The organism is Methylobacterium fujisawaense (assembly GCF_039619325.1).
Taxonomy (GTDB): domain Bacteria; phylum Pseudomonadota; class Alphaproteobacteria; order Rhizobiales; family Beijerinckiaceae; genus Methylobacterium; species Methylobacterium fujisawaense.
Genome location: NZ_CP155000.1, coordinates 3,591,916 through 3,604,764, shown reverse-complemented (window position 1 = coordinate 3,604,764; position 12,849 = coordinate 3,591,916). Strand labels below are relative to the sequence as shown.

Below are 12,849 nucleotides of genomic sequence, written 5' to 3'. Positions count from 1 at the left end.
CTCCGTCCTCAGGCCTGGCGCAGGCGCGGATCGAGGAAGGCGTTCAGGAGGTCGGCGGCCAGCGTCAGGCCGATGTAGATCATGGCCAGAACCAGCACGATCGCCTGGACGACCGGGAAGTCGTTGCGGGCGATGGATTCCCAGGCGAGCTGGCCGAGGCCCTGGAGCGAGAACACCGCCTCGATCACGATCGAGCCGCCGAGCATGAAGCCGAACTGCACCGCCGACAGGGCGATCACCGGGATCACGGCGTTGCGCAGCGCGTGCCGCACCAGGATTTTTCTGGGCGGCAACCCCTTGGCGCGGGCGGTGCGGACGTAGTCGGAGGCCAGCACCTCCAGCATGCCGTTGCGGGTGAGGCGCATCACGGCGGGCATCGCGTAGTAGCCGAGCGCCACCGCGGGCAGGACGAAGTTCTTCCACGTGGCGTTGCCCGAGACCGGCAGCCAGCGGAGGTTGACGGAGAAGATCAGGATCAGCGTCAGGCCGAACCAGAAGCTCGGCATCGCCTGGCCGAGCACCGAGACGGCGAGCGCCGTCCGGTCGATCCAGGTGTCCCGCTTCACGGCGGCGACGACGCCCAGCGGGATCGCCACGAACAGGGCCACGCCGAGTGCGATGATGCCGAGATAGAGGGTGATCGGCAGGCGGGCGGCCAGCAGGTCGATCACGCTCTCGCGGAAATAGAAGGAGTTGCCGAAGTCGAGGTGCAAAGCCCGCCAGCCCCAGGTGAGGAACTGGGTGAGCAACGGCTGGTCAAGGCCGTAATCCTGGCGGATCTGGGCGATCTGCGGCCCGGTGGCCTCCGGGCCGGCGATGGCGGTCGCGAGGTCGCCCGAGAGGTGGAGGAGCAGGAAGCTCGCCACCGAGACCGTGAAGGCCACCGCCAGGGCGACCAGCACGCGCCGGAACGTGAAGGCCAGCATGGGCTCAGGCTCCCTTTCGGCGATACGGACCGGATCGGCTCCCGCCGTCGGAACCGGGGCGGATCGCGGGTCCCCTCTCCCGTGCGGGAGAGGGACAGGGTGAGGGGTGCGACCTCTCCGGGAAGACCTGATCCCTCACCCCAACCCTCTCCCGCACGGGAGAGGGAGCCGGTCGCGCCACGACCACCATCCTCACTTCCACGACGCCGCGTAGAAGCGCGGCACCTCGTCGGGCTGGGCGGTGAAGTTCAGGTCCGACGTGAAGGCGTAGTTGGTCGAGTAGGAGAACATCGGCAGGGCATAGGCCTCTCCGGCGATCCGCTGCAGCGCCTTGGCGTAGGCGGCCTTGCGGGTCTCCGGATCGGTGGAGCCGTCGCCCTTCTGGAGATCGGCGATCACCTGCGGATCCTTGGTCAGATCCTCCTCGCCGCCGCGGAAATACACCCCGTCGAAGGCCGAGACGTCGTTGACCGAGAACGACCCCCAGGTCTGGTAGCCGATCGAGGTCTTGCCGGCCCGCAGCGCGTCGCGGAAGGCGGCGTAGCGCAGGTAGTTCAGCCGTGCCTTGATGCCGACGGCGCCGAGATAGCCGATCACCGCCTCGGCGTAGTCGCGCTCGCGATAGGCGCCGAGGTCGATCTCGAACCCGTTCGGGTAGCCGGCGTCCTTGAGCAGCGCCTTGGCCTTGGCGGGGTCGTAGGCGTAGCGCGGCACGCCCTGGTCGGTGCAGCCGAACTGGTCGACGAAGCACAGCGCGTTCATCACCCGCGAGGCGCCGCGCACGAGGTTGTCGACCATCGCCTTGCGGTCGATGGCGTAGGAGATCGCCTGCCGGACGCGCACGTCCTTGAGCGGCGAGTTCTCCTTGGCGCGGCCCAGCGTGTCGAATTGCAGGAAGCCGACCCGCATCGTCTCGGAGTTGAGCACCGTGATGTTCGGCGCGGCGCGCAGCTGCTCGGCCTGGTCGCTCGGCACCCGCCAGATCCAGTCGACGCCGCCGGTCATCAGCTCGGCCATCCGGCTCTCGCCGTCCGGGATGACGCGGAACTGCAGCTTGCCGATCTTCGGCTTACCCAGCGGACTGCCGGCCCAGTACCTGTCGAACCGCTCCATGGAGACGCCGCGGCCGCTGTCGACCTTGGTGATCCGGTACGGACCGCTGCCGATCGGCGCCTTGGCGAAGCCGTCGAGCCCGACCTTCTTGAAGTAATTGGCCGGGAAGATCGGGGTCGGGCCGGCGAGGTATTCCAGCGCCGCCGGGAACGGCGCCTTGAGGTGGATGCGGACCGTATGCGGGCCCGTGACCTCCACCGACTTCATCCAGTCGACGTTCTGGCGGGTGACCGTGCGCGCCTCGGGCGTCAGCACGTAGTTGAACGTGAAGGCCACGTCCTCCGGCCCGAGCGGGTCGCCGTTGTGGAAGACCACGCCCTCGCGGATCGTGAGATCCAGGGTCGTGTCGTCCGCCCAGGTCCAGGCGGTCGCCAGCATCGGCTTGTAGGTGCCGTCCTTCTGGTCGCGGTACAGCAGGGTGTCCCAGCAGTTCCGGGCCAGGATCACGCCCTCGCGGGCGCTGTTGTGATACGGGCTGACGTTCTCCGGCTCGCTGTCCGAGGCGTAGACCAGGGTGTCGTCGGCCTTCCCGGCCAGTGCCGGATGCGCGGCGATCAGGGTCGCGAACGAGGCGGCGAGGGTCGCGGCCCGGGTGAGAATCCGTAGCGGCATGCGGTCTCCGACGGCGCGGCGGACAGGTCCGGCGGATCGATCCGCGGCTGCCGCGTTTTTCACCCTGCCATGGTGTTGTGCATCTGGGATCGCAACAAGTAGAATTTGGCGAGTGCTGCGTTGCCGTATTGGCAATGTGCATGGCAGCATACAGCGTATCGAGCACGATAATGCAGACGACGGGCCTGCGCTACTTCCTGGCCGTGGCCCGCACCGGCTCGATTGCTGCGGCCTCGGCCCAGCTCAACGTGGCGGCCTCGGCGATCAGCCGGCAGATCGCCAACCTGGAGGCCGAGCTCGACTGCGTGCTGTTCGAGCGGCGCCCGCGCGGCATGGTGCCGAGCCCGGCCGGGGAGCTGCTGGCGCAGCACGCCCATCAGGTGCTGATCCGCTCCGAGCAGGTGGTCACCGAGATCCGGGAGCTGGAAGGGCTCGCCCGCGGGCTGATCCGGGTCGCCTGCTCCGAGGGCTTCTCCCTCGACATCGTGCCGAACGCGATCGCGGCCTTCCACGCGGCCCATCCCGGCATCCGCTTCGAGGTCACGGTCCAGCCCCCGGCCCAGGTCACCCAGACGGTGGCAGTGGGGGATGCCGATCTCGGGATCACCTTCGCGCTGACACCCACCGCGCAGGTCGAGGTGCTCTACGACGGGCAGGTCGACATGCTGGCGCTGGCCGCGCCCGACCATCCCCTCGCGCGGGCGCCCGCCCTGCGCCTCGCCGACCTGCTGGACTATCCCGTCGCCCTGCCGACCCGGGACACGACCCTGCGGCAGGTCTTCGACGCCGCCTGCGCGCACGAGGGCATCGCGGTGGAGCCGGTGCTGACCTCCAACAATCTCTCGGCGCTGCTGCCCTTCGTGCGGCGCTCCCGCGGCATCGCCCTGATGTCGGCGCTGTCGGTGCAGACGCCCCTGCGGCTCAACGAGCTTGTCAGCCTGCCGATCCAGTCCCGGACGAGCCTCGCCCGGGGCGTGAAGATCCAGGCGATGCGCGACCGGCGGCTGCCGAAGGCGGTGCGGGCATTCCTGCGCCAGCTGCTCGACGCGCTGCCGCCGCCGCGATCGCCGTGACCCTCGGCGCGCTCGGCCGGCGACCGCTCAGGCGCCGCTCCGGTCAGCCGCGAGCCGACAGCTGTGGTCCATGACGTCCTCGGCGCTGGCACTCGGCGCCCGGTAGGCCAGCAGGATGTAGCCCGGCTCGGGATCGCCCGGGGGCGTGGCGAGCGCCGCGAAGCTCGTCCGGTGCAGGTCCGGCCGGGCGCCCGGCAGGGTGTGCAGGGCCGCGAACGGGTTGAACTGCGCGGCCTCCGCCTCCGGCACGCGCAGGGCGTAGTAGCGGTCGCCGGCCAGTGGCACCGGGAAGCGGCTCCAGGTGTGGCGCACCTGCCGGCCGTGCGCCCGGACCGCCTTGAGCACGCTCGGCTTCAGGCAGTCGAGATGGATGTGCAGCTGGTCCTGGCTGCGGCCCCGGGCCGAGTTGACCGCGAGCCCGACCTCCGCGGGGGACAGCTTCCCTTTCAGCACGTCCGACACGAGCGGCCGCGCCGCCAGGGCCGCCCGCCAGTAGGCGGCGCCCCGCGGCCCGCGCAGGACCGGTGCCTCCAGGCCTGCCACGGTGTCGGTGGGCATGACGACGCTGTGGGTCGGCTCGCCGGGGGCGCGCAGCACTGCCGAGCCCGGACGATCCGCGTCGCCCAGGTCGACCGAGAGGCACGGGAAGGTCCGGTTGGCGAGCCGCTTGGCGAGCACGCAGGTCTTCAGTGCCGCCCACAGGACGTCGCGGCTCGGATCGGGGGCGGCCGCGGCCGGGACCGCGGCCATCGCGGAGAGCGCCACGAGGAGGGCGGCGAACGGCGCGCGGCGCATGAGGGCTCCCCGATCGAGCCGGCGCGGCGCGTCGGCTTGGCCGTCCCGCAATAGCCGATCCGGGGCCCTGCCGGCAAAGGATCCGGAGACGCTGACGCCGCACCGGAAAACCCGCTATGCCGGCCGCTCCGCCGCCCCGGAGGCCCGCGATGACGCCATGCCCGCGATGACGACCGCGCTCACCCCCGACATCGCCGCGCGCTTCGCCGCGGTCGCCCTGGGCCACGTCGCCCGCGAATATCCGAACAAGCCCGGGCACGTCCTGGCCGGTCCGGCGGATGCCCGCACCCCCGCGGCCCTGCACCCGGCCTTCCACGGCAGCTACGACTGGCATTCCTGCGTCCACGGCACCTGGCTGCTGGCGCGCGTGCTGCGCCTGTACCCGGATGGCCCCCAGGCCCCGGCGATCCGCGCCCGGCTCGACGCGCAGCTGACCCCCGAGACGGTGGCGGGGGAATGCGCCTACTTCGCCGCCCCGACCGCCCGGGGCTTCGAGCGGCCCTACGGCTGGGGCTGGCTCCTGAAGCTCGCCGACGAACTCTCCGCTCTCCCCGAGCGCCGCTGGTCCGAGGCCCTGGCGCCGCTGGCCGGGATGATCGCGCAGCGGTTCCGGGACTTCCTGCCGGTCGCCGTCTATCCGGTACGGGTCGGGACCCATTTCAACACCGCCTTCGCGCTGCGCCTGGCGGCCGATTACGCGGAGGGCGCGGGGGATGCCGGGCTGACCGCCCTGCTGCGCGACACCGCCGAGCGCTGGTACGGGGCGGACACGGACTGCCCGGCCTGGGGCGAGCCCGGCGGCGACGACTTCCTGTCCTCCGCGCTGATCGAGGCCGAATGCATGCGCCGGCTGCTGCCCCCCGCGCGTTTCGCGCCCTGGTTCGACCGGTTCCTGCCCGATCTCCCGGCGTCCCGGCCCGCGACCCTGTTCCGCCCGGCCAGCGTGACCGACCGCTCGGACGGCAAGATCGCGCATCTCGACGGGCTGAACCTCAGCCGCGCATGGTGCTTCCGCGCGCTGGCCGCGGCCCTCGGTGCGGACGATCCCCGCCGGCCGCTCCTGGGCGCGGCCGCGGAGGATCACCTCGCGGCGGGGCTCCCGCACGTCACCGGCGACTACATGGGCGAGCACTGGCTCGCGACCTTCGCGGTTCTGGCCCTGGAGGCGGGGCCGGACGGCGACCCGGGCGGCGGTCCGGATGATATTCTAAGAGAAACTTGAGAACTCTTCGCCCCGGGCCGGGTTGGGGAAGGGGACCGACAATAAAAAAGGACCGCCCTCAAGAGAACGGTCCGAAAGTCTAGGGAGGAAACGCCCGAGCGGGGCGGCCGGACAACGCGGTCGGCACCGTCTGGCCCGGCATCAACTCGACACAGGTGGTCTTGTTCCTGGATCCGGAACGCCGCGTCGCAACGGCAATGCGCCCGTCACCGGAGCGATTCCGACCGGCCGGCGCAGGTCTCCGGGTCCAAACTCGGCGCGGTAGGTCCGCTCCAGCGTCATCAGGTTCCGAAGGGGCGCTTCGGCGAGGTCGAGGAGCCGCGCATCGCGCCAGCGCAGCTTGCGGCCGAGGTGGCGACGGAACCAGCGCCCGCGCTCCTCCTCGACGAGCAGGATCAGCTTGCCGGTCCAGGTCCGGCGGAACCAGAAGCGTCCGGTCAGCGGCATGGCGGTATCGCGCCCCGATTGTCGAGGCGAATACAATACATCCAGTCCGGTGTGGCCCAAAATGCTTAGGTTAGAACGCGGACGAATTCGGGCGAAGGCGGTTAAGGATCGCGCGCCCCGTCAGCGCCGCCCGGCTGCGGCGCCGGGGCGGCCGGCTGCCCGCCGCGCTTCGCCGTCTCGTAGAGGACCTGGGCGAGCTGCTCGGCGGAGTAGGGCTTGCGCACGAGGGTGAAGCCGTGGGCGTCGTCCGTGGCCAGGATGTGGCTGTAGCCCGAGGTCAGCACCACCGGCAGGTCGGGACGGTCGGCCTGGAGCTGCCGGGCGAGGGCGAAGCCGCCCATCCCCGGCATGACCACGTCGGAGAAGACCACGTCGAAGCGGTCGGGCGTCCGCCCGAGTTCGCCCAGCGCCTCCTCGGCGGATTTCGTCCAGACCGGGGCATGGCCCAGATCCTCCAGGATCTGGGTGCAGAACCGGCCGACCCCGAGATTGTCCTCCACGACGAGGATGCACAGGCCCCGCCGCGGTTCCGCCGCCCGGCGGCGGTCGCGGTCGGCCTCGGCGACCTCTGCGGGCGCCTCGACCTGGGGCAGGTAGAGCGAGAAGGTCGTGCCGCGCCCGAGCGCGCTCGCCACGTCGATGTCGCCGCCCGACTGCTTGGCGAAGCCGATGACTTGGCTGAGGCCGAGCCCGGTGCCCTTGCCGATCTCCTTGGTGGTGAAGAACGGCTCGAAGATCCGCCCCAGATCGGCGTCCGGGATGCCGTCGCCGGTATCGGAAACCCGCACGGCCACGAACGGCCCCGGCGCGCCGGCATGCCCGCGGATCGGCGGCATCGGGCACTCGCCCTCCAGGCGCAGGGTCAGGCTGCCTTCCCCACGCATGGCGTCGCGGGCGTTGACCGCCATGTTGATCAGCGCGGTCTCGAACTGGCTCTCGTCGGCGCGCACGAAGCGGGGCGTCTCCGGCAGCTCGATGATGACGCGGATGCGCGCGCCGGTGACCGAGTCGAGCATGTCGGCGATGCTGCGCAGGCGCGCGCCGATGTCGAAGACCTGGGGCTTCAGCGCCTGGCGCCGGGCGAAGGCGAGGAGCTGGCCGGTGAGCTTGGCCGCGCGGTCCACGGTGTCGGAGACCGCGTCGACGTAGCGGCGGCGGCGCTCCTCGGCGAGGTCGGGCCGGCGCAGGAATTCCATGGAGGACCGGATGATGGTCAGGAGGTTGTTGAAGTCGTGGGCCACCCCGCCGGTGAGCTGGCCGATGGCCTCCAGCTTCTGCGATTGCCGCAGGGCCTCCTCGGCCTGCCGCTGCTCGGTGATGTCGCGCCCGAAGCCGTAGAACAGCCCGTCCTCCGGCACGACGGTCCAGAGCACCCGGCGCCGGTCGCCGGCGCGGGTCAGACAGGAGAGTTCGACATCCTCGACCCGGCTCTCGTCGCAGAGCGGCCGCAGCGCCGCCTGCGCGGCCGCCCGCTCCGGGGCGGCCACGAAGTCGAGGGCGGCCCGGCCCAGGGTCTCGGCCTCCGACCAGCCGAGCGCCCGGCTCCAGGACGGGTTCGCCGACTGGACCCGCCCGTCCCGGTCCGCGACGAGCTTCAGCACCGGCGACAGCGTCCAGACCCGGTCGCGGTCGCGGGTCTGGGCGGCGACCTGCGCTTCGAGGCGCTCCGCCCGGGACTGGAGCAGCGCCTCGATCCGCTTCCGCTCCGAGACGTCGTGGGCGAAGACGTAGAACCCGTCGACCCCTCCGTCCGCTCCCCGGCGCGGCAGGTAGCGGGTGTCGGCGACGCGGGTCTCGCCGTTCGGGAGCGTCCAGGTCCATTCCCGGCGGATCTCCTGCCCGGCCAGCACCCGCTCGAAGGCGGCCTGCCGCATCGCGAAGGCCTCGGGGCCGATGAGCATCCGCACGGTCTGCCCGACGACCTCGGAGGACCTGCAGCCGGTCCAGGACTCGTAGGCGGCGTTGGCGAACCGATAGGTGAGGCTGCGGTCGATGAAGGCGATCAGGACCGGCATCGCGTCCGCGACTAGCCGGAGTTCCGCCTCCCGGGCGCGGAGTGCGATCTCGCTCCGGCGGCGCTCGGTGATGTCGTTGAACAGGATCGCGACGCGGTTCCGGCCCGGCCCGTCGACCCGGTAGGCGTGCACGTCGTACCAGCGGCCGAGGGCCTTGGCGGCCTGCTCGACGCGGACCGGCTCGCCGGTCAGGGCGACGCGGCCGTAGAGGTCGAACCAGCATTGCTCGTGATCGGGGGCGATGTCCCGCATCCACCGCCCCACCACGTCCGTCAGGCCGGTCTGCCGCTCGAAGGCGGGATTGGCCTCCAGGAAGCGGTAATCGACCGCCCGGCCGTCTTCGAACGTCAGCTCGACCAGGCAGAAGCCGGCATCGATGAAGGTGAACAGCGAGCGGTAGCGCTCCTCGTTCCGGCGCAGGGCGGCCTCGGCATTCCGGGTATCCAGCTGCGTCATCACCGTCCGGGCGAGCGCCTTGAGGATGAAGATCTGCTGGTCGGTCAGGGTGCGCGGGACGCGGTCGAGGACGCAGAGCGTACCGATGGCCCAGCCGTCCGGCGTTACCAGGGGCACGCCGGCGTAGAAGCGCAGGTGCGGCTCGCCGGCCACGAGCGGATTGGCGGCGCGGTCCGGCAGCGCGGCCAGATCGGGCAGCACGAGGACGCCGTCCTCGCGCATGGCCTCGGTGCAGAAGCCGAAATCGAGCGGCATCGCCCGCGCGGGGTGGCCGAACGCGGCCTTGATCCACTGCCGGTCGGCATCGACGAAATTGATGTGGGCCATCGGCGTGCCGCAGGCCTGGGCGGCCATCTCGGCGATCTCGTCGAACGCGCGCTCCGGCGGCGTGTCGAGGATGGCGTAGGCGCGCAAGGCGGCGAGCCGCTGGGGATGCTCGGGCTCGAAACCCGACGGGCGGGATATTGTCTCGGTCTGCGACACGGGACTGTCATAGCGTAAGCGCCCGCGCCTCCCTAATGAAACTCTGCCTCACGGGCCCGGCGGCGCGACCAGCCCAAGCATTCCGCGACAGTCCATTAGTCGACATTCGCATCGGATCGTCGGCGACAACATGGTTTCACAGGCGCCGGCCAAGTCTTGTCCGGGCCGGCGATCCCGTCCGGGCGCCCGCTGCGGTGTCTTCGTGATCTGTGCCGGCGCGGACCGCACCGGAGGCCGCGCGGTCACGGCTGTGGATCGGATCGCCGCGGCCGGGAGCCCGCGGGGGCGGTGCGGCGTTGCCGGCTCAAGAGGGACGGGTTCGGATCAGGCATGGCCAAGCGCAGGACGAAGGCGGGCGCCCATCAGGGCTTGGAGGACGCGCCGCTGATGCCCACCGGCGCCCTGGCGGTGGCGCTCCTGGCCTATGCCGAGGGCCCGGGTCCGGTGGTGCATGTCGCCCGGGATGCCCGCCGCCTCGAGGACCTCGCCGCGACCCTCCGGGCGCTGGATCCCGACGCGCAGGTCGCGATCTATCCCGAATGGGACTGCCTGCCCTTCGACCACGCCTCGCCGTCGCGGGCCATGATGGGCGCCCGGGCCGCGGTGCTGCGCTGGCTGACCGACCGGGAGGCGCTGCCGGATTTCGTGCTGACCACCGCCCCCGCCCTCGTGCAGCGCGTGCCGCCGCCGGAGACCTGGGCCTCGGCCCGGGTGACCCTGCGGGTCGGCGACCCCCTCGACGTCGCCGCCGCGACCGCCGACCTGAAGCGCCTCGGCTACATCCTCGACGAACGGGTCGACGAGCCCGGCGAGATCGCCGTCCGCGGCCGCACCGTCGAGGTGTTCCCCGCCGCCGCGCCGCGGCCCTGCCGGATCGAGCACGCGGAGGGGCGCGTCACGGCGATCCGCTCCTACGACCCGATCTCGCAGCGCTCGGTGGCCGAGGCGGACGAACTCGTGATCGATCCCGCCACCGAGATCATCCTGGAGCCCGGATCCGGCCAGAGCTTCGAGCCCTTCACCGGCCAGGAGCATCGCCTGGACCGCTATTACCCCCGCCTCGTCACCCTCTTGGACTACGTGCCCGGCGCGCGCCTCGCGGTCGAGGACGGCACGCAGGCCCGGGTCGACGCCTTCTTCGAGCAGATGGACGAGGCGCGGGGCCGGCTGACCGCCCGCGACGCGCAGGGGCAGCCCGGCGCCGCCCTCTATCTGACGCCGGAGGCGTGGCGCGCCATCGTGGCGGCGCACGGCCGGCTTGCCGTCACCGAGGCGGCCGGGGAGCCCCGGGCCATGCCGACCTTCGCCGGCGAGCGCCGGCCGGGAACGGCCTTCGCCAAGGTCCTGCGCGAGCGGCTGAAGGCCGGCGACGTCGTCGTGCTCGCCGGTTCGGTCCGGCCGCTCCGGCGCCTCGTGCGCCAGGCGGGCAAGATCGCCGAGCGCCCGATCCGGCTGATCGACGCCTGGGCCGACGTCGCCGAGGCGGCACCCGGCGACGTCCTCGCCCTGGAGGCGCCGCTGGCGGCCGGCTTCCGGGTGCCCGAGCAGGGCGCGACCGTGATCGCCGCCGCCGACCTGTTCGGCCCGGAGGCCGCCGTCACGGGGGGCGCCCGGGCGATCCTGCCCATGGGCGAGGTCGACCTGCGCCCCGGCGACGTGGCCGTCGACCGGGATCACGGCCTGTGCGTGTTCGAGGGGCTGGAGGCGGTGACGACCCGGGGCGAGGAGCCCTCCGAGGCCCTGCGCCTGCGCTTTTCCGGCGACGCGATCCTGATGGTGCCGGTGACCCAGGCCGACCGGATCTGGCGCTACGGTCCGGAGCCCGACGCCGTCACCCTCGACAAGCTCGACGGCGGCACGTGGCCCCGGCGCCGCCTGGAGGCCGAGGCCACCATGGCGCGGACCGCCCGCCTGATGCTGGAGGCCGCCCGCGCCCGCCGGGAGACGGAGGCGCCGGTCCTGTCGCCCCCGGCCCGGGACATGGAGCGGTTCGCCGCGGGCTTCGGCTTCGCGCCGACGCCCGATCAGGCGGCTGCGGTCGATGCGCTGATGGCCGACCTCGCCTCCGGCCGGCCGATGGACCGGCTGGTCTGCGGCGATGTCGGCTTCGGCAAGACCGAGGTGGCGCTCCGGGCGCTCGCGGCCGCGATCTTCTCCGGCCGGCAGGCGGCGCTGATCGCCCCGACCACCGTGCTGGCCCGCCAGCATGCCGAGACCCTGCGCCGCCGCTTCGGGCGGTTCGGCGTGGAGGTGGCGCAGCTCTCGCGCCTCGTGGCGCCGGCCGAGGCCAAGCGCGTCAAGGCGGGGCTCGCCGACGGCACGATCCGGCTCGTGGTCGGCACCCACGCGCTCGCCGGCAGCGGGGTGTCCTTCGCGGATCTCGGCCTGACCGTGATCGACGAGGAGCAGCGCTTCGGCGCGAAGATGAAGGCCGACCTGCGCCGCCTCGCGGATGGCGGCCACGTCCTGACGCTCACCGCGACCCCGATCCCGCGCACGCTCCAGGCGGCGCTCGTCGGCCTCCAGAGCCTCAGCGTGCTGGCCACGCCGCCGGCGTTGCGCCAGCCGGTCCGGACCGTGGTGGCGCCCTTCGACGCCGAGGCGGTCCGCGAGGCGCTCATCCGCGAGCACCGCCGGGGCGGCCAGAGCTTCGTGGTCTGCCCGCGGATCGAGGATATCGGCCCCATGGCCGAGCGGCTGCGCGCCCTCGTGCCGGGCCTCGACATCCTGGTGGCGCACGGGGATCTCAAGCCCTCCGCCATGGACGAGGTCATGGTCCGCTTCGCGGATGGCGACGGCGACGTCCTGCTCGCCACCGCCATCGTGGAGAGCGGTCTCGACGTGCCCCGGGCCAACACCATGCTGGTCTGGGAGGCCGCCCGGTTCGGGCTGGCGCAGCTCCACCAGCTCCGGGGCCGCGTCGGCCGCGGCCAGCGGCGCGGAACCGTCCATCTGCTGAGCGACCCGGCAGCGCCGCCCCCGGCGGCGGCGCTCCAGCGCCTGCGGGCCCTGGAGGCCCTGGACCGCCTCGGCGCCGGCTTCGCGGTCAGCGCCCGGGACCTCGATCTGCGCGGCGCCGGCGACCTCGTCGGCGAGGATCAGGCGGGTCACGCCAAGCTCGTCGGGCTCGGCCTCTACCAGCACCTGCTGCAGCTGGCGCTCACCGCCGCCAAGGGCGAGCGCGCCGAGGATTGGAGCCCCGAGATCGAACTCGGTCTGCCGAGCCGCATTCCCGAAGATTACGTCCCCGAGCCCGAGATCCGCCTCAGCCTCTACACGCGCCTCCTGCGCTTGCAGGATCCCGAGGCGATCGAAGCGTTGGCCGGCGAGGTCGAGGACCGGTTCGGCGCGGCCCCCGCGCCGGTGCTCGCCCTGTTCGACCTCGCGCGGCTGCGCGCATCCTGCTGCGCGCTGGGCGTCGCCCGGCTCCGGGGCGGCCCGCAGGGCGTCGCGGCCGATCTGCGGCCGGACCGGCCGCTGCCCGCGATGGCCGCCGAGGCGGACGTCATCCTGCGCGAGGGACGGGTGGTGTGGAAGCGGCCCTGCCCGGATTCCGCCGGGTGCGCGGCGTTGGCGGCCGACCTCCTGGAGCGCATCCGCGCCGCCCGGGAGCGCGCCGGCTGAGTGCGCCGCCGATCTGCGGTCGATCTTGCGCCGGGCGCTTCAAACCGTCACAGCCTGTCGCGCAGACAACGCGAACGGGAGTG

General features: G+C 72.5%; 8 protein-coding genes. 3 read left to right on the top strand and 5 right to left on the bottom strand.

What is annotated here, in order from left to right:
* Window positions 1–8 precede the first annotated feature (8 nt).
* Window positions 9–926 (bottom strand): ABC transporter permease, encoded by a 918-nt coding sequence (locus ABC766_RS17105; RefSeq protein ID WP_274926540.1) that lies wholly within the window; start codon window positions 924–926, stop codon window positions 9–11.
* Between the two features lie 192 nt (window positions 927–1,118).
* Window positions 1,119–2,651, bottom strand: a complete 1,533-nt coding sequence (locus ABC766_RS17100; RefSeq protein ID WP_342142863.1) for an ABC transporter substrate-binding protein — start codon at window positions 2,649–2,651, stop codon at window positions 1,119–1,121.
* A gap of 170 nt (window positions 2,652–2,821) precedes the next feature.
* Between ABC766_RS17100 and ABC766_RS17095 the strand changes: the two genes are divergently transcribed.
* Window positions 2,822–3,724, top strand: coding sequence for a LysR family transcriptional regulator (locus tag ABC766_RS17095; protein WP_043351634.1), 903 nt, complete (start codon window positions 2,822–2,824; stop codon window positions 3,722–3,724).
* 27 nt (window positions 3,725–3,751) lie between these two features.
* Here ABC766_RS17095 and ABC766_RS17090 read toward each other — a convergent pair whose 3' ends face one another.
* Window positions 3,752–4,519 (bottom strand): CDP-diacylglycerol diphosphatase, encoded by a 768-nt coding sequence (locus ABC766_RS17090; protein WP_075382026.1) that lies wholly within the window; start codon window positions 4,517–4,519, stop codon window positions 3,752–3,754.
* A gap of 166 nt (window positions 4,520–4,685) precedes the next feature.
* Here ABC766_RS17090 and ABC766_RS17085 point away from each other — a divergent pair, with 166 nt between their 5' ends.
* Window positions 4,686–5,741, top strand: a complete 1,056-nt coding sequence (locus tag ABC766_RS17085; protein ID WP_345822784.1) for a DUF2891 domain-containing protein — start codon at window positions 4,686–4,688, stop codon at window positions 5,739–5,741.
* Window positions 5,742–5,882: 141 nt separating this feature from the next.
* On the opposite strand, the gene ABC766_RS17080 is transcribed toward ABC766_RS17085, so the two are convergent.
* Together ABC766_RS17080 and ABC766_RS17075 are read right to left on the bottom strand one after the other, a co-directional pair.
* Entirely contained in the window at window positions 5,883–6,188 is a 306-nt protein-coding gene (locus ABC766_RS17080; protein ID WP_043387073.1) for a hypothetical protein, read from the bottom strand.
* A gap of 101 nt (window positions 6,189–6,289) precedes the next feature.
* Window positions 6,290–9,142, bottom strand: coding sequence for a PAS domain-containing protein (locus ABC766_RS17075; RefSeq protein ID WP_345819108.1), 2,853 nt, complete (start codon window positions 9,140–9,142; stop codon window positions 6,290–6,292).
* 330 nt (window positions 9,143–9,472) lie between these two features.
* On the opposite strand from ABC766_RS17075, the gene ABC766_RS17070 reads away from it, so the two are divergent.
* Window positions 9,473–12,766, top strand: a complete 3,294-nt coding sequence (locus tag ABC766_RS17070) for a DEAD/DEAH box helicase (protein WP_170867494.1) — start codon at window positions 9,473–9,475, stop codon at window positions 12,764–12,766.
* Window positions 12,767–12,849 lie beyond the last annotated feature (83 nt).

What these genes read in the sequence shown, in the direction of transcription:
- ABC766_RS17105 (WP_274926540.1), bottom strand. Translation starts at nt 926, where the DNA reads ATGCTGGCCTTCACGTTCCGGCGCGTGCTGGTCGCCCTGGCGGTGGCC.
- ABC766_RS17100 (WP_342142863.1), bottom strand. Translation starts at nt 2,651, where the DNA reads ATGCCGCTACGGATTCTCACCCGGGCCGCGACCCTCGCCGCCTCGTTC.
- ABC766_RS17095 (WP_043351634.1), top strand. Translation starts at nt 2,822, where the DNA reads ATGCAGACGACGGGCCTGCGCTACTTCCTGGCCGTGGCCCGCACCGGC.
- ABC766_RS17090 (WP_075382026.1), bottom strand. Translation starts at nt 4,519, where the DNA reads ATGCGCCGCGCGCCGTTCGCCGCCCTCCTCGTGGCGCTCTCCGCGATG.
- ABC766_RS17085 (WP_345822784.1), top strand. Translation starts at nt 4,686, where the DNA reads ATGACGACCGCGCTCACCCCCGACATCGCCGCGCGCTTCGCCGCGGTC.
- ABC766_RS17080 (WP_043387073.1), bottom strand. Translation starts at nt 6,188, where the DNA reads ATGCCGCTGACCGGACGCTTCTGGTTCCGCCGGACCTGGACCGGCAAG.
- ABC766_RS17070 (WP_170867494.1), top strand. Translation starts at nt 9,473, where the DNA reads ATGGCCAAGCGCAGGACGAAGGCGGGCGCCCATCAGGGCTTGGAGGAC.